A 23,314-nucleotide genomic window follows, 5' to 3' on the forward strand; every position below is an offset into this window, starting at 1 on the left:
TTTGGAATGGCCGAATATTTCCCATTCATTGCATTGATTTATCCGGAGAAATCTGACGAGCTGCCGCACCGATCGCGCTTTCGATCGCTCAGACATATTATTTAACAAAGCCGCTGCGCCGCAGCAAAAACGCTTCCCTATCCTTCATCGTCAAGGCCGGTCTTCCCCCTGACCGGCCATCAGACAAGAAGGATGCAATGACATGAACGATCTGATCGGTCGCGTCTTCAGCTTCGAAAGCCATGTCTTTCCGAACCAGAGCGCGCTCTACAACCGCCTCGCCAGCGATGGGCAGAACCCCAAGGCGCTGATGATCTCCTGCGCGGATTCGCGCATCGTGCCCGAACATATCATGCAGGCCGATCCCGGCGACCTGTTCGTCTGCCGTAACGCCGGCAACATCGTGCCGCCCCATGCGACGCAGAATGGCGGCGTCACCTCGACCGTCGAATATGCCATCATGGTGCTGGGCGTGCGCGACATCATCGTGTGCGGCCATAGCGATTGCGGCGCGATGAAGGCGCTGTCCACCGACGCCGATCTGACGGCCATGCCCAATGTCGCCGCCTGGCTGCGCCACAGCCATGCCGCGCAAAAGGTCTGCCGCGAAAGCTATCCCGCCGATCTGAGCGACGCGGAGAAGCTGCGCAACATGGCGCTGGAGAACGTCGTGGTGCAGCTTGCCCATCTGCGCACCCATCCTTCGGTCGCGTCGGGCATCGCTCGCGGCGAGATCGCGCTGCACGGCTGGTATGTCGATATTCATGCGGGTCAGGTTCTGGGTCTGGACGGCGAGACCGGCCGCTTCCTGCCCCTGCGCGAAGGCCAGCCGCTCCCCGTCGCGTTGCCGCATGCCCGGCGTCTGGCGGCCGATGTCGCTTATGCCGAGGCTGCGGAGTAAGCCCATGCTCAAGGCATTTTCCGGCGGTACTTTCAGCCGCGACTTCACGGCCTCCATCGTCGTCTTTCTGGTGGCGATGCCGCTCTGCATGGGCATCGCCATCGCCTCCGGCGTGCCGCCGGAAAAGGGTCTGATCACCGGCATGATCGGTGGCCTGATCGTCGGCCTGCTGGCGGGATCGCCCCTGCAGGTGAGCGGCCCGGCGGCGGGTCTGGCGGTCATCGTCTTCGAAATCGTGCAGAAACAGGGGCTGTCCGCCCTCGGCCCCATCCTGATCCTCGCCGGCGCCATTCAGGTGGTGGCAGGGCTGCTGCGCGTGGGCGGCTGGTTCCGCGCCATCTCGCCCGCCGTGGTGCACGGCATGCTGGCGGGCATCGGCGTGCTGATCGTCGTCGGCCAGTTCCATGTGCTGTTCGATGACAAGCCTCTGTCGAGCGGCCTTGCCAATCTGGTCGCCATGCCGGGGCAGATTTTCGGCCTCTCCAACCAGGATGCGGCCACCGCCTTCGCGGTCGGCCTGGTCACCATCGGCGGCATGCTGGGTTGGGAAAAGCTGCGCCCCGCCTCGATGAAGCTGCTGCCGGGCGCGCTGGTCGGCGTGGTGCTAGCGACCTTGGTGGCCTTTTTCCTGGGCCTGCCGGTTGCGCGCGTGGTCGTGCCTGAATCGATCGTCGCCGCGATCTCGCTGCCGGAACAGGGGCTGCTCCAGCAGCTCATGAACCCGGCCGTCATCACCACGGCCATCGCCATCGCCTTCATCGCCAGCGCCGAAACGCTGCTGTCGGCGGCGGCGGTCGACCGGATGCATGACGGCGTCCGCACCAATTACAACCGCGAACTGAGCGCGCAGGGGGTCGGCAATCTGCTCTGCGGCGTGGCGGGCGCGCTGCCCATGACCGGCGTGATCGTCCGCAGTTCGGCCAACGTCCAGGCCGGGGCCAAAACACGGCTGTCGACCATTTTGCACGGCGTCTGGATTTTGGGCTTCGTTGCCCTGCTGCCCTGGCTGCTGCGGGAAATTCCGATGGCGGCGCTGGCGGGCATCCTCGTCGTCACCGGCATCCGTCTGGTCAGCGTCGACCATGTGAAGCATCTCCTCCACCGCTATGGTCCGCTCCCGGCCGTGGTGTGGGCGGCGACGCTGATCTGTGTCGTGGCGACCGATCTGCTGACCGGCGTATTGGTTGGCATCGGCCTGTCGCTGATCGAGCTTCTGCCCCATGCTCGCCGCCTGCGCCTGGGCATGGACGAAGAAGCGCGCGACGACGCGCATGAAGTGGCGTTGCATGGCACCGCCACCTTCCTCAGCCTGCCGAAGCTGTCGGCCATGCTGGAATCCGTACCCGCCGGCCGCCTTGTCATCCTGAATGTCGAGCGCCTTGGCCATATCGACCATACGTGCGCGGAAATGGTCCGCGAATGGGTCGATCGCCGCCGGGGCACGGGGGCTGAGGTCGAACTGTTCGGCGCCACCGGCCGCATGCGTCACCTCGTCGCCTGACACCCATCCCCCTCGTCAGGCGATGAACGAACCGCCGCATCATCTCCCAGTGATGCGGCGGTTTTATGTTGTCGAACAGAAATGAAATAGAAACATTCGGAATGGTCCAAGAAAATAATCGTGTTGCCTATAGCACAGTGCGGCAATTCCCTTTCGCATCTGCGGAAAAGCGGTTTCCTCAATCCTACATATCTCCGTAATCTGATTTCGATCCGCCGGTATCGAAGACGAAGAAACAACAGATCTTCGGACGGAGCGGACGCAGGACGGAACATTCTTGCCTAAAAGGGGAATGTTCATGAAGTATCAGATTGCCTGTGCCGCGCTTGCGCTGCTTTCCAGCGCTCCGGCTTTCGCTCAGGAAGAGCCCGCAGGCCCCGTCACCGTTTCCGGCAGCGTCGCGCTGGTGTCCGACTACCGCTTCCGCGGCGTGTCGCAGTCCGACAAGGCCATGGCCGTTCAGGGCGGCGTCACCGCCACGCATGAAAGCGGCGTCTATGTCGGCACCTGGGGATCGAGCCTGGCCGGCTGGGGCCAGTTCGGCGGCGCCAATATGGAACTCGACCTGTTCGCGGGCTATGCGATCCCGCTGGGCGGCGCGACGCTGGACGTCGGCCTGACCTGGTACATGTATCCGTCGGGCGCGGACATCACCGACTTTGCCGAACCCTATGTGAAGCTGTCGAGCCAGCTGGGTCCGGTCAAGGGTCTGATCGGCGTCGCCTATGCGCCTAGCCAAGAAGCGCTGGGCAAATGGTGCAGCGATGCCGCCTGCACCGTCTTCGATCCGGGCGACAAGGAAGACAATCTCTATGTCTGGGGCGACATCAGCGGCGCCGTGCCGAATACGCCGGTCACGCTGAAGGCGCATCTGGGCTGGTCGAACGGCAACTCCGGCCTTGGTCCCAACGGCACCTCGGTCGCGCCGACCGGCAAATATCTCGACTGGCTGGTGGGCGCGGACGTCGCCATTCCCGGCACGCCGCTGACGCTGGGCATCGCCTATGTCGACACGGACATTGCGCGGGTCGAGGAAAATTATCTCCGCCCGAACTTCATGGTTCAGGACGCCGATAATTTCGGCAAGTCGATCGCGCGCAGCCAGCTGGTCTTCTCCCTTTCGGCCGCCTTCTGACGCGATGCATGCCGGGCCTCCATGCGAGGCCCGGCATGACAAAAATTGCTGCGGCAGGACAGATGATTGTCCCGAGCGTGACAAATTGTTGCTAGGGTTCCTTCGCCCTGTTGCTGCGGCAACGTCCGGTTGACCCTCCGCCCGGTGGCACCTATCTCGCTCCCCATGTGCAAATTTCACTGCCTTCCGGCATGACCGCCCCGACCATCATCCTGGTAGAGGACGACCCGCCGCTGCGTACCCTGACCGCGCGGGCGTTGCAGGAACATGGCTATCAGGTCCGTCCGGCTTCTTCCGGCCCTGAAATGTGGGTGGCTTTCGATGCGGGTCCGGTCGATCTGGTCGTGCTGGACGTCATGCTGCCGGGGACCAACGGCATTGATCTCTGCCGCCAGATCCGGCGCAAGAGCGACGTCCCCATCATCTTCATCAGCGCCAAGGGCAGCGAGACCGACCGCATCGTCGGGCTGGAACTGGGCGCGGACGACTATCTGCCCAAGCCCTTCGGCACCCGCGAGCTGATCGCCCGCATCCGCGCCATATTGCGCCGCGTCGGCGTGGAGCGCGGCCCGGACGAGCATCGCGAGAATGAAGCCCGCTTCGACGGCTGGATCGTCAACTTCCCCCGCCGCGAACTGCGCTCGCCCACCGGCGCGGTCGTCGACCTGACCGGCGCGGAGTTCGATCTGCTGGGCAGCTTCCTCAGCCACCCGCAGCGCGTCATCGCCCGCGAGCGGCTGATCGAACTCTCCCGCACCCGCATGGGAGACAGCAGCGACCGCAGCATCGACGTCCTCGTCAGCCGCCTGCGCCGCAAGCTGACGACGGATGACCGATCGGCGCCGATCACCACGGTCCGCGGCGTCGGCTATATGTTCAATGCGGAGGTCAGCCGCGCTTGAGACGGCATGTCAGCCTGGTCGGGCAGATTTTCGCGATCCTGCTGCTGACCCTCATGCTGGAATTTGCCGTCGGCACGCTGGTCTATGAGCGGGCCAACCATCTTTCGTTGCAGGATGACGAGGCCCGCCGCCTGGCCGAGCATCTGGTCATCGCCCGCAAGCTGCTGATCGAGCAACCGCCGGACGAGCGTCACGCGCTGGCGCTGCAACTGACCACCGACCGTTACGACGTGCACTGGACCTCATCCTCTCCGCCGCCGCCGCCGCTGGCGCCGGGGCTGGAGCGGATGCGGCGCCAGATCATCACCTGGGAACCGTCGCTGGAGCAATCGGGTCTCTGGCTGAGGCTCGCATCGCCGGGGCGCGTGTCTGAGATCAATGGCGGCCTCAGGCTGGCGGACGGAAGCTGGCTTTATTTCGGCATGCGGCATAGCGGCGGCAAATGGACCTTCACCATCGGCCGCATGGGATTGGCGCTGATCCCGGTGCTGGCGCTGCTGATCGTCGGCGGCCTGATGATCCGGCGCACGCTGGCGCCGCTGCGCGACCTGACCAGGGCGACGGAGCGCATCGGCCTCAGTGACGAAGTTGTGGTGGAGGAGGGCGGCTCCAACGATGTCCGCAACCTCATCCGCGCCTTCAACGCGATGCAGACGCGCATCCATCGCCTGATCACCGAGCGGACCGAGACGCTCGCCGCCGTCGGGCACGACATGCGCACGCCGCTCGCCCGGTTGCGGCTGCGGCTGGAAAGCCTTCCCGACAATGAAGCGCGGGAGGCGATCGAGGACGACCTCACGGAAATGGGCGAGATGATCGACTCGCTGCTCGCTTTCCTGGGTGGTGAGAAAAATGGCGAGCCGCCGGTGCGCACCGATCTGGCGGTGCTGGTGGCGACGGTGGTCGACGCTTTTCAGGATCAGGGCAGGGATGTGGATTATGCCGGGCCCGACCATCTGGAAATGGCGGTGCGCTCGCTGACCCTGCGCCGGGCGATCGTCAATCTCATCGAAAACGCCCTGCATTATGGCAGCCGCGCACGCGTCACGCTCGAGCGTCAAGACCGGGAAGTCCTGATCCGCGTCGATGATGACGGTCCCGGCATCCCCCGCGACAAGCTGGATGAGGTGTTGAAGCCCTTCGCCCGGCTGGACGAGGCGCGGCAGCGCAACACGCGGGGGCTTGGCCTGGGTCTCGCCATCGTTGCGCGGTCGGTGGAGTTGGAGGGGGGCGAGCTGACCCTCGCCAATCGGCCGGAGGGCGGATTGAGAGTGGAAATCTGTCTGCATCTGCCGGCCGTTGTCCAGAAACGCTGACAAAGAGAATCTGCCCACCCCCAAGCAAAACTCATTTACCGTGGAGCGAGATGCCGCGCTATGCCGGGCGCCTGTATCAAAAGAGGCGCATATGACGGTAGAAGGCGAAAAGGAAATCGCCCAGGGTTATTGGGATATCGACCGGCTGGCGGCCGAATTGGGCGCCGTGCGGCGGCGCTGGCGGCTGGCGCAGGATCATCATGCCGAATATGGCGCGGAGGGATTTCCCTCCCGCGCCACGCTGACCAAGATCATGGCGGCGCTGTGCGGCGCGCTGTTTCCGCTGCGTCTCGGCCCCAGCTTCGTGCGCCTGCATAATGAGGACGCCTATGTCGCCCAGACGTTGCAGACGGTGCTGAGCCGCCTTTACGGGCAAATCCGGCTCGAACTCATCTACGCGATGAAGGACGATCCGATCGAAACCGTGGACCGGGAAGCGACGCGCATCATCGGCGCCTTCGCGGAAAGCCTGGCGGCCCTGCGCGAACTGCTCGACAGCGATGTGGAGGCGGCCTTTCTGGGCGATCCCGCCGCGCGCAGCGTGGACGAGGTGCTGATCTGCTATCCTTCGATGATGGCGATCACCCATCATCGCCTGGCGCATCGGCTCTATCAATTGGGCGCGCCGCTGGTGGCGCGGATCATCTCCGAAATCGCGCATGGCAGCACAGGGATCGACATTCATCCGGGCGCGAAGATCGGCCACAGCTTCTTCATCGACCATGGCACCGGCGTGGTGATCGGGGAGACGGCGATCGTGGGGGACCGGGTGCGCATCTATCAGGGCGTGACGCTCGGCGCGCGCAGCTTTCCGGCGGACGGGAAGGGCGCGCTGGAAAAGGCTCTGCCGCGCCATCCGATCATCGAGGATGATGTGGTGATCTATGCCGGCGCGACGATATTGGGCCGCATCATCATCGGCAGCCGGTCAGTGATCGGCGGCAATGTCTGGCTGACGGACAGCGTGCCCGCCGACAGCAATGTCCGTCAGGCCAAGGCGCATTATGAAGTGACCAGCCGGGTGGAAGTCTCCGCCCCCCATCGCGTTCACGCATTGGTGGAGGAAGGGCGCGACGGGATAGCGGAGAATATCTGAGGCTGCATCAGGTGCGCCGTACTCCTGCGCAGGCAGGAGTCCAGTCCCGCCCTCGATCTGATTAGGAAACGTCTGAACTGGGTTCCTGCCTGCGCAGGAACACGGTGTGCGTAACTAATTGGCGCAGCTATCCCCGTCCCCTGCGATCAGATCGAGGCAGCGTCCGTCGATCTGCTCCTTGGGCACCGGCAATTTGATCAGCGCGGCCAGCGTCGGCATGATGTCGACCGTCTCGATGCCCAGCGGCTGTTCGAAATGGGCCAGCCCCTTGCGCCAGAACAGGATCGGCACGCGGCGATCCGTATCCCAGGGCGATCCATGGGTCGCGACCGCTCCCATAACCGCCTGTTCGGGGATCGACATGACGCGCGGCTTCAGCAGCAGGAGCAGATCGCCCGAACGCTGCGGATCGAAGCTGGCGCGGGCCTCCTGGATCAACGACCAGCTTTCCGGCGGGCCGGAAGGTGAAGGCGTGGCGGCGATCTCCGTCTTGGTGAACACGGTCTGGACCTGGGGATGGGCGCGGAGCAGGGCGAGGGTCGCGGCTTCCACCTTGGTCCGCTGCGCCGCCGTCAGGCTACGGTCGAAATAAAGGTCGCCCGCCGGACCATCGCCCCAGATCAAGGTCTTGCCCGTGATGCCGGTCTTCTCCGCGATGGCCGCCGACAGAGCCTTGGGCGTCAGCATCTTGTCGACGCGCTGCTCCATCGGCATAGCGTTCAGCCGATGCCGTTCGGGCAGGTCATGGCCGCCATGATCGGCGGTCAGCACCACCACATAGTCCAGCCCATCCTTGTCCAGCCGGTCGAAAAAGGCTCCCAGCTCGCGGTCGAGCCGGTCGACCTGGATGCAGCTTTCCGTTCCCTCGGTGCCGTAGGTGTGGCCGATATAATCGGTGGCTGACAGGCCGATGGAGATGATGTCGGTCTGCGCCTGCTTGCCCAGCGCCATAGTCTCTATGGCGGCGGCGGCGAAGGCCAGGGTCATCGCGTCCTGCTCGGGCGAGATGCGGAAACCCTTGTAATCGCCTGCTTCCCGCGTGAAGCGGCCAGTGCCGACGGTGCGGTCCCCGGCTTTCACCGGGAAATCCTTGGCCACGCATTGCGGCGGCAGTTCGAAGCCGGGATTGGCCTCCGCCAGCCGCTGGGCCATGACGTCGTTGACCTTGGCCACCAATGGCGGCGTCGCCACGCCCTTGTAGCTGACATAGCCCTTCGGTCCGCCAAGCCACCAGACCTGATCGGCGGTCGGCCCGCCCATCATGATGGCGGCGCGGTCCTTGCCCGCGACCGATACGACGCGGGTGGCCGGATTGGCGATCTTCATGCGTCCGCCCAGCGTCGGCACCTTCAGATGCACCGGGGAGGCCTGGTAATTGTCGCTGCTTGTTCCCGGCTGCGTCTCATCCTCCGCGCAATAGACCGACTTGTCGGCGCGGGCGGTGCCAAGGTCGAACCAGCTATTGGCGATGATGCCGGTGCGCGAAGGGCGGCTGCCGGTCAGGATGGTGCTGTGGCCGGGACAGGTTTCGGTCGCGGCGTGGCTCTGATAGCCGCGAGGGAAGACGATGCCCTGCTCCGTTAGCCGCTTGAGGCCGCCGCTGTAATATTGCCGGTATTCGCTGAACAGATCAGCGGAAAACTGGTCGACGGAGATGGCGACGATCAGCTTGGGCGGAGTGATGGGAGCGGTTGCCGGGGCGGGAGGCGCCGCCGGGGTCTGGGCCAGGGCCGGCAGCGAACTGGCCAGAAGCAGGGCGGCCACGATATTTTTCAACATTATGGTATACCTTCTGATGCCTTGACGGCGGATGCATCGGGACCTAGCCCCCTTGCGTCTACCGGAACAGAGGCCCGATGCGGTTTTTTCATGTCCTTCTGATGACAGTCTTTTTGCTGCTCGCGCCGACTGCGGCGCGGGCGCAGGGCGCCTTTGGTCAGGGCACGCCCCATATCGCGGCGGAACTGACCACCGAAAGCGCAACGCCGCAGCCGGGGAAAGGCACGGCCATCGCCTTTTCCATGACGCCCGAGCCGGGCTGGCACGGCTATTGGGAAAATCCGGGCGATGCGGGCCTGGGCATGACGGTCAAATGGACGTTGCCCAAGGGCGTGACCGTCGGCGCGCTGCGTTATCCGGTGCCGGAGACGCTGCTGATCTCGGGCCTGATGAACCATGTCTATGAAGGCTCCTATGGCGTGCTGGCGAACCTGACTATCGCGCAGGACGTGCCCGTGGGCACCAAGCTGCCGATCCAGGTCCGCGCCGACTGGCTGGCCTGCACGGACAAGGTCTGCGTGCCCGAGGGCGCCGAACTGACGCTGGACCTGACCGCAGGCGACGGCGCGATCCTGCCCGGCAACAGGGCGCAGTTCGACGGCTGGCGCAGTCACCTTCCACGCCCCCTGGGCAGCGAGGCGAGCTATGCGGTTGTCGATGGCCGCCTGCGCCTGTCCGTGCCCTTCCCGGCGGCGGCGAGCGCCCGCGACGTCCATCTCTTCGCGCTTGCCGATGGCCTGACCCGCTATGCCGCCCCGCAAAAGGTCACGCGCCAGGGCGACCGGCTGCTGATCGAAACCGAAGCCGGGCAGGGCTTGAAATCCGGCCCGGTCCAGGCCGTCCTGCGCACCGGCGATCATGTGGGCTTCCTGTTGACGGCCCAGCCCGGCGCCGTTCCCGCCGTCCGGTCCGCCACGCTCCACACCGTCCTGATCGCGCTGGGTGGAGCGCTGCTGGGCGGTCTGCTGCTCAACATCATGCCCTGCGTCTTTCCGATTCTCGGACTCAAGGCGATGAAGCTTGCCCGCGCGGGCGGCGATGAGCGCATCGTTCGGCACGAAGCATTGGCCTATAGTCTCGGCATCATCCTTACCTGCCTCGCTCTGGGTGGCCTGCTTCTCGGCCTGCGCGCCGCAGGTACGGCGGTCGGCTGGGCCTTCCAGTTGCAGGATCCGCGCATCATCCTGCTGCTGCTGCTGCTGGTGACGGCGATCACGCTCAACCTTGCCGGACTGTTCGAACTCAGCGCTTTTGGCGGCGGCGACAGGCTGGCGGGGAAGGGTGGGGCTTCCGGCGCCTTCTGGACCGGCGCGCTGGTCGCCTTCGTCGCGACGCCCTGCACTGGGCCGTTCATGGGCGCGGCCATGGGGGCGGCCCTCATCCTGCCGTTGGCCGCGGCGCTGGCGATCTTCGCGGGCCTTGGCCTTGGACTGGCGCTGCCCTTTCTGGCGCTGGCCTATGTCCCCGCGCTCCGCACCCGCCTGCCCAAGCCCGGTCCGTGGATGGGGCGCCTTCAGAAGATATTGGCGATCCCAATGGCGCTGACCGCGCTTGGCCTGCTGTGGCTGCTCGGCCAGCAAAGGGGCGTTCCGGCCATCCTTCTCGGTCTTGGCGCGGCGCTGATGCTTGCGGTCTTCCTCTGGTGGCTGGGGCGCAGGCAGCGGCACGGCCTGCGCGGCGGGCTGGCGGTGGTCTGCGCCGCGTTCATCCTGTTCGCCGGAGCCGCAGCGCTGCTCCCCACCCACGCGCCTGCCGCTGCGGCATCGGCAAGGGGCGTGCCCTTCGACGAAGCCCGTCTCGCCAGCTTGCGCGCCGCCAGGAAGCCGGTCTTCCTCTATTTCACCGCCGACTGGTGCCTTACCTGCAAGGCCAATGAAGCCGCCGCCATCGACCGCAGCGAAACCCGCGCCGCTTTCGGGAAGGCAGGCGTCACCGTGATGGTGGGCGACTGGACCAATGCGGACCCCGCCATCACCCGGTTTCTGGAAGGGCAGGGGCGTTCCGGCGTCCCGCTCTATCTGTGGTACGCCCCCGGCAGGGAGGCGCAGACCTTGCCCCAGCTTCTGACCCCTGCCACCCTGACGGCTCTGGTGCCCTGATGGCCAAGATCCGCGCCGATCAGTTGCTTGTCGACAACGGCTTGGCCGAAAGCCGCGCCCGCGCACAGGCGCTCATCCTCGCGGGCCTCGTCTTCCTGGGCGAAAGAAAGATCGAAAAGGCGGGCCAGCAGGTCGCCGCCGACGCCGAGCTGGAGGTGAAGGGCCGCGATCATCCCTGGGTATCGCGTGGCGGCATCAAGCTCGCCCATGCGCTGGAGCATTTCCATATCGACGTGACCGGCGCCGTCGCCATCGATGTCGGCAGTTCGACCGGCGGCTTCACCGACGTCCTGCTGACCCATGGCGCGGCGCGGGTCTATGCGGTGGACAGTGGCACCAACCAGCTTGCGTGGAAGCTGCGCTCCGACCCCCGCGTCATCGTCCATGAACAGACCAGCGCCCGCATCCTGACCGCCGATCATATCCCGGAGCCGGTCGACATCATCGTCTGCGACGCCAGCTTCATCTCGCTTGCCAAGGTGCTGGACCGCCCCTTGAGCTTCGCCCGCCCCGGCGCCCGCCTCGTCGCCCTGATCAAGCCCCAGTTCGAGGCGGGGCGGGAGGAAGTCGGCAAGGGCGGCGTGGTGCGCGATCCCGCCATCCATGAACGGGTGTGCAATGAGGTGCGGGACTGGGCGCTGTCCAAGGGGTGGCAGGTCGAAGGCATCACCGCCAGCCCGATCACCGGACCGCAGGGCAATGTCGAATTTCTCCTGTCCGCAATATTTGGTGGATAATCCCGCCCTATTCGTTTCGTCGCTATAGTTACCATTCGCGACAAATGCCCATTTGAGTCGCTTGCAAAGGCCGATTAGCCCGATCCCATGCGCACCATCCTGCCTATCTTCCTGATCGCGCTGACCCTTTCCGCCTGTGGCGGTCAAAAGGAAAAGAAGGCGCGTCCGCCAGCGTTGGTCGAAGCCGCGCCGATCGCGTCCGAAAGCTTCACCGACAATCTGGACGCCGTCGGCACCGCCTTCGCCAATGAACAGGTGGTGCTGTCCGCCCCGGTGACGGAGCGTATAACCTCTATCCATTTCAGCGACGGGGGCTTTGTCAGCAAGGGGCAGGTGATCGCCACTCTGGCTGTGGGGCAGGAACAGGCCGAACTCGCCGCCGCCCAGGCTCAGGCGTTGCAGGCCCAGCAGCAACTGGACCGCATCCAGGCGTTGAAAGCGCGGGGGTTTGCGACCGCCGCCAGTCTCGACAGCCAGGTCGCGCTGGCGAACGCCGCCCGCGCCAGTGCGCAACAGGCCCGCGCTTCCATCGGGGATCGGGTGATCCGCGCGCCTTTCCCCGGCTGGGTTAGCCTGCGCACCGTATCGCCCGGCGCCATCGTCACCGCCGGCACCCCGATCGCGACGGTCAGCGATATTTCGCGGATCAAGCTGGACTTCACCATTCCCGAAACCCGCCTGTCGATGATCCGGGAAGGGCAGGCGATCAAGGCAATCTCCGCCGCCTGGCCCGACCGGCCCTTCACCGGCACGATCGCCACCATCGACCCGGTGATCGATCCCGCCACCCGCGCCGTCAGGATACGGGCGATCCTGCCCAATCCCGACCGCGCCCTGAAACCCGGCATGCTGCTGACCGTCAATGTGATCGCGAAGCAGCGCCAGTCGCTGGCCGTACCGGAACTGGCGGTGGTGGGCGACGGCGAGGATCGCTTCGTCTTCGTGGTGGAGGATGGCAAGGCCAAGCGGACCAAGGTCGACACCGGCATCCGCCAGAACGGTCTGGTCGAGATATTGGGCGGGGTGAAGCCGGGCCAGACCGTCGTCACCGATGGCGTCGTCAAGCTGACCGATGGCGTGCCGGTGCGCCTGCCGGGCGACAAGCCGGAAGCGACAAGCGCGAGCGCCGACCGGGCGGCCGGTTAGGGAGGCAGGGCCATGCAGCTATCGGACCTGTCCGTCCGTCGTCCGGTCTTCGCGGCGGTCATCGCGGTGCTGCTCTGCATCGTTGGGGTGGTCGGCTATCTCAGCCTTTCCATCCGCGAATATCCCGATACCGACCCGCCGATCGTCTCGGTCGAGACCAGCTATACCGGCGCGGCGGCTTCGGTGGTGGAAACCCGCATCACCCAGATCATCGAGGATGGCGTCGCGGGCGTCCAGGGCATTCAGAACATCACCTCGACCTCGCGTGACGGCGTTTCATCGGTCAGCATCGAATTCGATCCGTCGCGGGACATCGATTCCGCCGCCAATGACGTGCGCGATCGGGTGGGCGGCGTTGTGGAGGATTTGCCCGAGGACGCGCTGGCCCCGGAAATCCGGAAGGTCGATGCCGATGCGCGGGCGATATTGTTCATCGTCTTCACCAGGGACGGCTGGACCCCCACGCAGATTGCCGACTATCTCGACCGCAACGTGCTGGACCGCTTTTCGGCCATTGACGGCGTTGCCCGCGTCACTGGCGGCGGCGACGAGCGGCCCTCCACCCGCATCTGGCTGAATGCCGAGAAGCTCGCCGCGTTCGGCATCACGCCCGGTGATATCGAAGCCGCCCTGCGCGCCCAGAATGTGGAACTGCCGGCCGGACGCTTCGAATCGAAGGACCAGAACCAGACGCTGCGTGTCGAGCGCGCCTTTTCCACGCCCGAGCAATTTGCCGGGCTGGTCGTCGGGCGTGGCGCGGACGGCTATCAGGTGAAGCTGGGCGATGTCGCGCGGATCGAGCAGGGCGCGGAAAATCCCTACACCTCCTTCCGCTCCAACGCCGCCACCGGCGTCGGCGTGGGCATCATCCGCCAGTCTGGCGCCAACACGCTGGACGTCGCGGAAAAGGCGAAGGCGCTGATCGCTGAACTGCGTCCCACGCTTCCGGCGGGCATGAAGGTCACCGTCGGATCGGACGAATCGCTGTTCATCAGCCGCGCCATCGACAATGTCTACGACACACTGGGCGAAGCGGCGCTGCTCGTGGTCCTCGTCATCTTCCTGTTCCTCGGCTCGTTGCGGGCGACGATCATCCCGTCGATCACGGTGCCGATCTGCCTGCTGGCGACCTGCGCCGTCATGTGGCTGCTGGGCCTGTCGATCAACCTGCTGACCCTGCTCGCCTTCGTGCTGGCTATCGGGCTGGTGGTGGACGACGCCATCGTCGTGCTCGAAAATGTCTATCACCGCATCGAGCAGGGGGAAGACCCGCTGGTCGCCTCCTATCTCGGCACGCGGCAGGTGGGTTTTGCCATTATTTCGACGACGCTGGTGGTCTGCGCGGTGTTTGTGCCGGTCATGTTCCTCGCCGGGCAGACCGGCCTGCTGTTCCGCGAACTCGCCATTGCGATGATCGCCGCCATCGCCTTTTCGGGCTTCATCTCCTTGAGCCTCGCGCCGATGCTCTGTTCGAAACTGCTGCGCCATTCCGACCGGTCCCGCCTGTCGCGCTGGGTGGATGATCGGTTCCAGCGGCTGGAGGCGGCCTATGCGCGCCTGCTCGACCGCGTGCTGAAACGGCCTGCCATCGCCTTCATTCCGGTGGTCCTGTTCCTTGCCGGTGCGGGTGCCCTGTTCACCATGCTGCCGACCGAACTCGCCCCGGCGGAGGATACCGGCGTGGTCGACGGCCAGGTGACGGCGCCCGAAGGAACCGGCTTCGACCGCATGATGACCTATATGAAGAGGATCGAAGCCGATCTTCAGCCGTTGCGCGACAAGGGCATTCTCCAAGTGCTGAACATCCGCGCGCCCGCCGGTTTCAGCAGCAGCGACGATTTCAACGGCGGCAACATCATCGCCTTCTTGCGTCCGTGGGAGGATAGGACCGTCACTACGGCACAGGTGGCCGACACGATCAACAAGATCATCGCCAACCAGCCGGGCGTGCGCGGCAATGTCGCGCCGCGTTCGGGGCTAGGCCGGGGACGCGGCCTGCCGGTCAATCTGGTGCTGGCCGGATCGACCTATGAGGGGCTGGTCGCCGCGCGCGACCGCATCATGGCCGCCGCCGCGACCAACCCGGGCTTCATCAACCTCGATTCCGATTACAAGGAGACCAAGCCGCAGATGCGGATCGAGGTGGATCAGCAGCGGGCGGGCGATCTGGGCGTGTCGGCCAACGACATCAGCCAGGCGTTGCAGACCCTGCTCGGCTCCCGCCGCGTCACCACCTATGTCGACCGGGGCGAGGAATATCGCGTGCTGGTGCAGGCCGAGCGGGAGGGGCGCCAGACCCAGGCGGACCTGGAACGCATCAATGTACGCAGCCGCACCGGCGCCCTGGTGCCCTTGTCCGCCGTCGTCACCGTCCGCGAAGTCGCCGGCCCGCGCCAGCTCAACCGCTATAACAAGCTGCGCGCCATCACCCTTACCGCCGCGCTGGCGCCCGGCTATTCGCTGGGCGAGGCGCTGAACTTCCTGGAAGACCAGGCTCGCCAATCGCCGGAGATCCTTGCCATCGGCTATCGCGGGGAGAGCCAGTCGTTGCGCGAAACCGGCGGGTCGATCTGGCTGGTCTTCGGGCTCACCATATTGATCGTCTATCTGCTGCTCGCCGCGCAGTTCGAAAGCTTCATCCATCCCGGCGTCATCATCGCCACCGTCCCGCTGGCGGTCGCGGGCGGCGTGCTGGGCCTTGCGCTGACGGGCGGGTCGGTCAATCTCTACAGCCAGATCGGCATCGTCATGCTGGTGGGGCTGGCGGCGAAGAACGGCATCCTGATCGTCGAATTCGCCAACCAGCTACGGGACGAGGGGCTGGAGATCGGCCAGGCCATCCGTCAGGCGGCGGCCCGCCGCCTGCGCCCGATCCTGATGACCTCCATCGCCACCGTCATCGGCGCCGTTCCGCTGGTCATTCGCGGCGGCGCGGGCGCGGCGGCGCGCCATTCGATCGGCGTGGTGGTGGTTTCGGGCGTCAGCCTGGCGACGCTGATCACGCTGTTCCTGATCCCGATCCTCTATTCGCGGGTTGCAGGACGAACCGTTTCACCGCAAACCGTCAGTCGGCGGCTTGACTCGGCCTTGAAGGATTCGCCCGAAGCCGCTGAGTAAAAGGTGGAGCTTCGTTGCCGATGAACGAGATTGCGTCTCCGGGTCAATTACGTCTTGCCTATGCGCGCTGGGCATTGGTTACTGTGCCCGCCATTGTTTTCCTTGGCTTTCTTTCCGGCAAGCTTGCCAATAGTGGCTATGGCAATCGCTGGTTCGCGGCGCTGGCCAAGCCGGACATCATCCCGCCTGGCTGGGCCTTCGGGCTGGCCTGGACGATCCTCTATATCCTCATGGCGCTGGCGCTGGCGATCGTCCTGCATGCCCGTGGGGCGACGGGCCGGGGGATCGCCATCGGCGTCTTTCTTGTGCAGTTGGTGCTGAACCTGCTCTGGTCGCCGCTTTTCTTCCGCGCGCATCAGGTGGACCAGGCGCTGGTGCTGATCTTGATCCTGTTCGCGCTGGTGGCGGTCACGATCGCGCTGTTCTGGCGCGTTCGGCGCATCGCGGGCCTTTTGTTGCTGCCCTATCTGTGCTGGCTGGCCTTCGCCTCCTACCTCAACTATGAGATCGGCCGCCTCAATCCGGATGCGGAAAGCCTTGGCAAACCCGCATTCCAGACCCAGATATGATTTTTGGCGCCGGTAGAACGGCGCCGCACGGAAGGACGAAGCATCATGCAGAGCGAAAACCGCTTTTTCGACGACCTTGCCAAGCTGGTGAACGGCGCGGCCGGAACGGTTGCGGGCATGAGCCGGGAATTTGAGACCAACGCCCGCGAAAAGGCCAAGCAGTGGATTGGCGGCATGGATTTCGTCAACCGCGATGAATTCGACGCCGTCAAGGCGCTGGCCGCCGCCGCCCGCGAGGAGATGGAATTGCTTAAGGCCCGCCTCGACGCGCTGGAGGGCAAGGCGCCCGAAACTGTCAAGAAGACGGTGCGCGCCAAGCCCAAGGATGGGGAATAACTGCCGGTTTCCACGGCAGAAGCGAAGTTGTCCACGCATTTTCCACCTTGCCCCGGTTTCCTCCGGCGGTAAAAATGCTTTAAGGCGCGCAAATGATGGACAGCGACGAATATGAAAATGGCGGCCAGGAGGCTGCGCCGATCGACATGCTGGCCGCCTATTTCGAGGCGCATGGCTGGAGCTACGATCAGGTCGGTGAGGATGAAATCGTCGCCAGCACGCAGGGGTCGTGGGCGCAATATGAGTTGCGCGGCATTTGGCGCGACGAGGATCAGGTGCTGCAATTGCTCGCTCTGCCCGACATTCGGGTGAACGAGGACAAGCGCTCCGCCATCTACGAAACGCTGGGTCTGATCAACGAACAGCTGTGGCTCGGCCATTTCGAGCTGTGGTCGTCGAGCGGCATCGTGCTGTTCCGCCACGGCGCGCTGCTGGGCGCAGGCGGCGTGCTGACGCTCGACCAGGCGCAAATCCTGGTCGAAACCGCCATCGACGAATGCGAGCGCTTCTACCCGGTGTTCCAGTTCGTGCTGTGGGGCGGCAAGACCCCGGCCGAAGCCATTTCCGCCAGCCTCATCGAAACCCGCGGCGAAGCCTGAGACATTTCCCATGACCGATATTTGGCCCGACCATCTTTTCCTTGTCGGCTGCGGCAATATGGCGGGACAGATGCTGCGGCGGTGGCTCGCCTGCGGCCTCGATCCGGCAAAAGTCACCGTGCTGCGCCCAAGCGGCAAGGCGGTGGCGGACGGGGTGGCCGTGGTCACCGACTATCCGGCATCGCTGCCCGCCGGCACCACGATATTGCTTGGCATGAAGCCCTATCAGCTTGGCGATGTCGCGGCCTTTCTCGCGCCGCTTTGCGGTGCCGATGTGCGGATCATCTCGATCCTGGCGGGAACGCCGCTGGCCGATCTGCGCTCGGCCTTTCCGGCGGCGGGCGAGATCGTCCGCGCCATGCCCAATCTTCCGGTGGGCATTGGGGAGGGTGTGACCGCGCTCCATGCGGATGCAGGCATCGCGGCGCCGTCGCGAGCGGCGGTGGAGGCGTTCATCACCCCGCTCGGCCTTGCCGAATGGATCGCGGATGAGGGGCAGTTCAACGAAGTCACCGCGCTTTCCGGATGCGGCCCCGCCTTTCTGTTCCGTTTCGTCGATGCCTTTGCGCGTGCCGGTGAAGCGCTTGGCCTGCCCGCCGATCAGGCCGCCCGCATGGCGCTCGCCACGGTGCGCGGTTCGGCCAGCATGGCGGCCATGGCCAGCGAAAGCCCTGCCGTTCTGGCTGACCGCGTCGCCAGCCCCGGCGGCATGACGCGGCAGGGGCTGAACGTGCTCGACGCCGATGATCGGTTGCTGAAGCTGCTGACCGATACGTTGGTCGCCGCCCGCGACCGAGGCGAGGAAATGGCCAGGGGCCAATAAAGCCGCAGCGGTTCACGTCACCATGGAAATGCTTTAAGGGGGGCGGCCTTCCCCCTCTGGAGTCCTGCAATGCTGTCGCCCGAAACGCCCATTCTTGTCCTCACCACCGGCGGGACGATCGACAAGATTTATTTCGATGCGCTGTCCGATTATCAGGTCGGGGAGACAGTGATGGCGAAGCTGTTCGACATCGCTCGGGTCAAGCGGCCCTTCCGCATCGAGGAAGTGGTGCGCAAGGATAGTCTGGAACTGGACGATGCCGACCGGGCGCTGATCCGCGATCGCGTCGCCGCCGCGCCGGAAAGCCATGTCATCATCACCCACGGCACCGATACGATGACGGAAACGGCGAAATTTCTCTCCGCCATCCCCGGCAAGACGGTGGTTCTGGTCGGTGCGCTTGCCCCGGCGCGCTTCGGGGAGAGTGACGCCAGCTTCAATCTCGGCATGGCCTTCGCCACGGTCCAGGTCGCGGCGCCCGGCGTCTACATCACCATGAGCGGGTCCGTCTTTAACGCCGGCAAGGTCGTGAAGGATCGCGTCAAGGGCGCCTTCGTTCCGACCAGGGATTGAGTGCGTTTGCCTCCGTCATTCCCGACTTTCCGGGAAAACGATCATGGCAAGGGCGGGAATCCAGCCAAACCGAACACCAACTCAACGCATCGGCGTCCAGGTCTGGGTTTTGCAGAAGAACATGATGCAGCCTTGCACCTTCAGCGTGCCGTCGCCATTGCGGCTGACCTTGCTGTTATAGGTCTTGCCGCTTTCTGGATCGTAGATCGAACCCCTCCAGAGATCGCCCGCATCTTTAAACCCGGTGAGCAGCGCTAGGCCCGCCAGTGGCTTGCTACGCAGGGCCGGATCGGGGTTCTCGATGTCGGTCTGCGGACGCCCGGGGGTGGGCTTCACGATTTTCTCGATCCTGCCGCACAGCGTCTTCCCGCAAGGGGCGATCTGGACGATGGCTTTGCCGTCCACCGTGGCCCAACGGCCGGTTATGGGCTGTGCCGCCTTGGCGGGCAGAGCCGTGACCAGGGGCAGGATGAGCAGCGCGGCGCGGGCGGCGATGCGGGTGATGGCGACCATGGACCTCTCCGGATTTGCGTCTTTGCGGAAGGGGATAAGACAGGATCGGACGCTTCGCCAAGGCCGAAAATCAACGGCTTTCCGTGGATTTCGAAGGGACGCTACGGCAGCGCCCCTTCGCCCCCTCTTATTTTTAGAAGGCCTTGCTGATCGAGCAGGCGGCCGGGCCCAGAATGACGACGAACAGGGTCGGCAGGATGAAGAGAATCAGCGGCACGGTCATGATCGCGGGCAGGCGCGCGGCCTTTTCCTCGGCGCGCATCATGCGCTCATGACGGAACTCGGCGGACAGCACTCGAAGTGCGGACGCCAGCGGCGTGCCATATTTCTCGGTCTGGATCATAGTCGTCACCACGCCCTTCACCGCATCCAGCTTGACGCGGTTGGCAAGGTTCTCGAACGCCATGCGCCGTTCAGTGAGAAAGCTGAGTTCGATCGCGGTCAGGTGAAACTCGTCGCCCAGTTCCGGATAGGCCTTGCCCAGCTCGCGGGCGACGCGGCTGAAGGCGGCGTCGACGGTCAGGCCCGCCTCGGCGCAGATCACCAGCAGGTCGAGCGCGTCGGGCAGCCCCTTGCGGATCGCGGCGGAGCGCTTGGCGATCTTGTTGTCGATGAAAATGTCGGGCGCCTTGTAGGATAGCAGCAGCGCGGCGGCGAAGGCCATGAAGCGCTTGGCCCCGCCCCATTCCGGAAAGATGCCAACGGCATAAAGCAGCAGCGCGGCCATGCCGCCGATCACGATCGGCAGGATCATGCGGCTGAAGATCACCGCGACGGCCCAGTCCTTCGACCGGATGCCCGCCTGCGCCAGCTTGATCTGCGCGTCCTTAAGCTGATCGTCCTGCAAAACCTTCAGGCTGGAGAGGAGCGACCGCATCCGGTCGGTCGCCTGGTTCTTCTGCACCAGCTTGGCGCGGCGGCGGCCGGTGGAGGCGGTGATGCCTGCCTTCAACTGTTCGCGCCGTTCGTTCAATGCCTTGACGCGCTTCGCCATCGGATCGCGCACGGTCATCACCGCATAGAGCGCGAAGAGGGTCGCCAGCGTCGCCAGCGCGGCCAGCAGCGTGCCGAAATCGGTGGCGGTCAGACCGAACAGGGTGCCGGCGGGGACGGGAACATTTTCCATCTGGTCGGCTTCCTCGTCAGATCTCGAAGTTGATCATCTGTGCCATGATGAAGGCGCCGATCGCCATCCAGCACATGCCGCCGATGCCGATGACCTGCATGGTCGAAAGGCCGAATACTCCCGCCGGATCGGGCGTGAAGAAGGGCGACATATAATTGTAGTTGATATAGCAGATCAGGCCGAAGACCAGGAACGGCAGCACGCCGATGATATAGGCGGATGCCTTGGATTCCGAGGACATGGCGCGGATCTTGAGCTTCATCTGAGAACGCTGGCGCAGTACGGTGGCCAGGTTCGACAGGGTTTCGGCCAGGTTGCCGCCCGTCTCGCGCTGGATCGCCAGGCTGATCACGAAGAACTGGAATTCCGGCGTGCCCAGCCGGTCGGCGGTTTCCTGCAACGCCTGGTCCATGGTCTTGCCGATCCTGATCCGCTCGGTGATCATCTTGAACTCTTCGCCCACCGGGCCGGGAACTTCGGTCGACACGACGTTCAGGGTTTCCGCGATGGGAAGGCCCGAGCGCAGACCGCGAGTCAGCAGTTCCAGCGCGTCCGGGAATTTGGCGTTGAACTTCTGCACGCGGCCCTTGATCAGCCGGCTGACCCACATATGGGGCAGGCCCAGCCCGGCGGCGAGGCCCAGCATCACCGCGAACAGCGGCGGGAAGCCGCGCAGCATCAGTAGGGCGCACAGGACCAGGAATATGACAGCGCAGGAGGTCATATATTGGCTGACCGTCCATTTCTTGCCGGTCATGCGGATGCGCTTGGCCAGATTTTCCGGATTGGGCACCAGCGACACCAGCATCGTCGATTCGGTGCCGACGGGGCGGTTGGAAATCGCCTTGCGCATGCGCGCTTCCAGAATCGCGTCGGTGGAATCGCTGTGCCGTCCGCGGATCAGCTCCATGCGGCGTTTGCGCGCCTTGTCGGGCGAGGGGCCGCCAAAGGCCATGGCGACCAGGCCCAGCAAGGTTGCGAGCAGCACCGCGATCAGGATGAAATTGCCGTTCATGAGCCTGCCCGTTCCAAATCCGGTTCCGTCAAAGGAGTGACGCCGCGTTCAAGCGGCGTGACCCGTCCCGTTCAGGCCGAAGCCTTGTCCTTGCGGCGCGAGGGGATCATGCTCTTGAGATCGGTGATCTTGCCGAGCAGGGAATCCCCCTTCTTGGCCGGGAGAGCGCCGTTTTCCGCCGCTTCGCCTTCCTCCGCCGCGCCCAATACGCTGTCGAGCAGCATGGTGCAGGCGGCGCCGACCTTGCTGCCCTTCGCGGTTTCCGCCAGCGTCTTGCCGAGCTTGGCCGCCTGCGACGCGACCTTGATGTCGAAGGGGATGAGGATGTCGACCTTGCGTTCGATCGACTGTTCGAAATCCTTGCGGCTGATTTCCGGCGAGCCGGGATGGACGCGGTTGGCGACCACCAGCACGCGGGACTGCGGCGCATTGGTCTTGAGCCAGGACAGGATGCGGATCGAATCGCGTGCCGCCGCCAGCGTCAGTTCGGTGACGACCACGGTGACGTTCACGTCGCTCATCAGATGCGGATGCTGGATCAGCATGGCGCGCGGCAGGTCGATGACGCTGCATTCGAAGGCGGCGCGGAACTCCTCCAGCAATTGGTAGAAGGCGCCGCCATCGGTCAGCAGCGGCTGGCTGATCGGCGCTTCGGCCGACAGGATCGCCAGCGTGTCGCTCGCGCGGACCATGGCGCGTTCGATGAACAGCCCGTCGATACGGCTGGGATTTTCGATCGCGTCGGTCAGGCCGCGGCCCGGCTCCAGGTCCATCGCCAGCGCATTGGTGCCGAAATGGACGTCGAGGTCGAGCAGCGCGGTCGGCCGCTTCTTCTTGTCGCTCAGCAGCCAGGCGAGCGAGGTGGCGAGGCTGGACGCGCCCACGCCGCCACGCGTGCCGATGACCGCCGTGGTCATGTGCGGGCGTTCCGGCCCGGCGTCGCGGGGTGCAAAGAACACCGCCTGCGCCTGCGCCAGCGCGTCGCGCAACTGATCGGCGCCGAAGGGCTTGAGCAGATAGTCCTGAATGCCGCTCGCCAGCAGGTCGCGATAGAGGCGCACGTCATTGACCTGGCCCGCCGCGATCACGACCGTGCCGGGTTCGCACACTTCCGCCAGGCTGTTGATGTCGTTGAGCGGATCGCCGCTTTCCGACATGTCGATGAACAGGATCTGCGGCGAAGCGGTGATCGACAGGCTCTGCACTGCGTTGCGCATGCCGCCCTTGTTCACCTTTTCCGGCGCCCAGCCCATTTCGGCGGCGACCACGCGCAGCAGATCGAAGCTGTGATCGTCGCAGACGAAGGCGTGGAAGGGATCACGCTGGCCGGAAGCGCCGGGTTTCCAGGGTGCGTTCATATCACTTGCCTCCCGACAGGGTCTTGAGGTCGCCAGAGCCGGTCGGCGCCTTTTCGCGATAGGTGGAAATCGCCCGGTTGGACGTGGCGGTGCGCAGGTCGCTGTCGGTGGTCTGGCCGCGAACCAGATCCTCCGGATTGGCGATCATCGCGGCCAGATTGCCGTTCACGCCGCAGCCGAAATTGGTCGATGCGCCCAATTGGATGTCGGTTTCCGGCTTGTCCGACCAATTGGGGCAGCCCGGCACGCTGGCGGTGGCGCGGCGCACGATCAGGCGGACGGCGCCCTGCGGCGCGGTGCCGGCGACGGCAGAGCTGTCCTCTCCCACCAGCATGCCGTGGCGGGCGACGACATCGGCTATGCCTTCGCGCAGGGCAGGGCTGTAATAGGCTGCGTCCGTCGCCACGGCGACCTGGTCGCCATAGCCAAGACCGATGGAAACGAACCAGTCGTCCAGGCGGCGGGCCTCCGAAACGGTCAGGCCGCCGTCGGGGCCGGCTTGCACGTCATAGGTGAAGGCGTTGTGGCTGACGACCGGCTGGCGCACTGATTCCACGCCGCGATTGGCGGCCTGGTCGGTCTGGCAAGCGGCCAGCGGCAATGCCATCAGGGCCAGAGCGCCGAGGCGGACACCGAAGCGGACGGGGGTTTTGCGAGACTGGAAAGTCATGTC

The 23,314-nt window shown here is 65.1% G+C and carries 21 protein-coding genes; 15 read left to right on the forward strand and 6 right to left on the reverse strand.

Annotated features, from left to right (window positions below; translation table 11 throughout):
• Window positions 1-202: 202 nt before the first annotated feature.
• From VVT58_RS02520 to epsC, 6 genes are all read left to right on the forward strand, one after another.
• Complete coding sequence (locus VVT58_RS02520) at window positions 203-901, forward strand: carbonic anhydrase (protein WP_327751773.1); 699 nt, start codon at window positions 203-205, stop codon at window positions 899-901.
• A 4-nt stretch (window positions 902-905) separates the two neighbouring features.
• Complete coding sequence (locus tag VVT58_RS02525; protein ID WP_327751774.1) at window positions 906-2,402, forward strand: SulP family inorganic anion transporter; 1,497 nt, start codon at window positions 906-908, stop codon at window positions 2,400-2,402.
• A 292-nt stretch (window positions 2,403-2,694) separates the two neighbouring features.
• Entirely contained in the window at window positions 2,695-3,537 is an 843-nt protein-coding gene (locus VVT58_RS02530) for a TorF family putative porin (RefSeq protein WP_327751775.1), read from the forward strand.
• Between the two features lie 191 nt (window positions 3,538-3,728).
• Window positions 3,729-4,439: a response regulator gene (locus VVT58_RS02535; protein WP_267249286.1), complete on the forward strand. Its 711-nt coding sequence runs from the start codon at window positions 3,729-3,731 to the stop codon at window positions 4,437-4,439.
• Window positions 4,436-5,755, forward strand: a complete 1,320-nt coding sequence (locus tag VVT58_RS02540; RefSeq protein WP_327751776.1) for an ATP-binding protein — start codon at window positions 4,436-4,438, stop codon at window positions 5,753-5,755. Before VVT58_RS02535 ends, VVT58_RS02540 begins: the two co-directional genes overlap by 4 nt.
• A gap of 91 nt (window positions 5,756-5,846) precedes the next feature.
• Complete coding sequence (gene epsC / locus VVT58_RS02545) at window positions 5,847-6,851, forward strand: serine O-acetyltransferase EpsC (protein ID WP_327751778.1); 1,005 nt, start codon at window positions 5,847-5,849, stop codon at window positions 6,849-6,851.
• 114 nt (window positions 6,852-6,965) lie between these two features.
• On the opposite strand, the gene VVT58_RS02550 is transcribed toward epsC, so the two are convergent.
• Window positions 6,966-8,630 carry an alkaline phosphatase family protein gene (locus tag VVT58_RS02550; protein WP_327751779.1) on the reverse strand — a complete coding sequence of 555 codons (1,665 nt, stop codon included), beginning with the start codon at window positions 8,628-8,630 and terminating at the stop codon, window positions 6,966-6,968.
• A gap of 77 nt (window positions 8,631-8,707) precedes the next feature.
• Between VVT58_RS02550 and VVT58_RS02555 the strand changes: the two genes are divergently transcribed.
• The 9 genes from VVT58_RS02555 to VVT58_RS02595 all read left to right on the forward strand — a co-directional run bounded on the left by VVT58_RS02555 (window position 8,708) and on the right by VVT58_RS02595 (window position 18,629).
• On the forward strand, window positions 8,708-10,729 hold the full coding sequence (locus tag VVT58_RS02555) for a protein-disulfide reductase DsbD domain-containing protein (RefSeq protein WP_327751780.1): 2,022 nt from the start codon (window positions 8,708-8,710) through the stop codon (window positions 10,727-10,729).
• Window positions 10,729-11,466, forward strand: a complete 738-nt coding sequence (locus VVT58_RS02560) for a TlyA family RNA methyltransferase (protein ID WP_327751781.1) — start codon at window positions 10,729-10,731, stop codon at window positions 11,464-11,466. Before VVT58_RS02555 ends, VVT58_RS02560 begins: the two co-directional genes overlap by 1 nt.
• Before the next feature lie 87 nt (window positions 11,467-11,553).
• Window positions 11,554-12,612 (forward strand): efflux RND transporter periplasmic adaptor subunit, encoded by a 1,059-nt coding sequence (locus VVT58_RS02565; protein WP_327751782.1) that lies wholly within the window; start codon window positions 11,554-11,556, stop codon window positions 12,610-12,612.
• Window positions 12,613-12,624: 12 nt separating this feature from the next.
• The gene (locus tag VVT58_RS02570) at window positions 12,625-15,729 is read left to right on the forward strand and encodes an efflux RND transporter permease subunit (RefSeq protein ID WP_327751783.1); all 3,105 of its coding nucleotides are present in this window, start codon (window positions 12,625-12,627) and stop codon (window positions 15,727-15,729) included.
• A gap of 20 nt (window positions 15,730-15,749) precedes the next feature.
• Window positions 15,750-16,298 carry a TspO/MBR family protein gene (locus VVT58_RS02575; protein WP_046764665.1) on the forward strand — a complete coding sequence of 183 codons (549 nt, stop codon included), beginning with the start codon at window positions 15,750-15,752 and terminating at the stop codon, window positions 16,296-16,298.
• A 45-nt stretch (window positions 16,299-16,343) separates the two neighbouring features.
• On the forward strand, window positions 16,344-16,634 hold the full coding sequence (locus VVT58_RS02580; protein ID WP_327751784.1) for an accessory factor UbiK family protein: 291 nt from the start codon (window positions 16,344-16,346) through the stop codon (window positions 16,632-16,634).
• A gap of 92 nt (window positions 16,635-16,726) precedes the next feature.
• Complete coding sequence (locus VVT58_RS02585; RefSeq protein WP_066558644.1) at window positions 16,727-17,233, forward strand: YbjN domain-containing protein; 507 nt, start codon at window positions 16,727-16,729, stop codon at window positions 17,231-17,233.
• 10 nt (window positions 17,234-17,243) lie between these two features.
• Window positions 17,244-18,056 (forward strand): pyrroline-5-carboxylate reductase, encoded by an 813-nt coding sequence (locus VVT58_RS02590; protein WP_327751786.1) that lies wholly within the window; start codon window positions 17,244-17,246, stop codon window positions 18,054-18,056.
• 69 nt (window positions 18,057-18,125) lie between these two features.
• Complete coding sequence (locus VVT58_RS02595) at window positions 18,126-18,629, forward strand: asparaginase domain-containing protein (protein WP_327751787.1); 504 nt, start codon at window positions 18,126-18,128, stop codon at window positions 18,627-18,629.
• 81 nt (window positions 18,630-18,710) lie between these two features.
• Here VVT58_RS02595 and VVT58_RS02600 read toward each other — a convergent pair whose 3' ends face one another.
• The 5 genes from VVT58_RS02600 to VVT58_RS02620 all read right to left on the reverse strand — a co-directional run bounded on the left by VVT58_RS02600 (window position 18,711) and on the right by VVT58_RS02620 (window position 23,311).
• Complete coding sequence (locus VVT58_RS02600; RefSeq protein WP_327751788.1) at window positions 18,711-19,142, reverse strand: DUF2147 domain-containing protein; 432 nt, start codon at window positions 19,140-19,142, stop codon at window positions 18,711-18,713.
• Between the two features lie 133 nt (window positions 19,143-19,275).
• A complete protein-coding gene (locus VVT58_RS02605; protein ID WP_327751789.1) occupies window positions 19,276-20,268 on the reverse strand; it encodes a type II secretion system F family protein in 993 nt (330 codons plus the stop codon).
• 16 nt (window positions 20,269-20,284) lie between these two features.
• The gene (locus tag VVT58_RS02610; protein WP_066558633.1) at window positions 20,285-21,283 is read right to left on the reverse strand and encodes a type II secretion system F family protein; all 999 of its coding nucleotides are present in this window, start codon (window positions 21,281-21,283) and stop codon (window positions 20,285-20,287) included.
• A gap of 71 nt (window positions 21,284-21,354) precedes the next feature.
• Entirely contained in the window at window positions 21,355-22,641 is a 1,287-nt protein-coding gene (locus VVT58_RS02615; protein WP_327751790.1) for a pilus assembly protein CpaE, read from the reverse strand.
• A gap of 1 nt (window position 22,642) precedes the next feature.
• Complete coding sequence (locus VVT58_RS02620; RefSeq protein WP_066558625.1) at window positions 22,643-23,311, reverse strand: CpaD family pilus assembly protein; 669 nt, start codon at window positions 23,309-23,311, stop codon at window positions 22,643-22,645.
• Between the last annotated feature and the right edge of the window lie 3 nt (window positions 23,312-23,314).

The sequence above is a fragment of the Sphingobium sp. SJ10-10 genome, assembly GCF_036038995.2.
Taxonomy (GTDB): Bacteria; Pseudomonadota; Alphaproteobacteria; order Sphingomonadales; family Sphingomonadaceae; genus Sphingobium.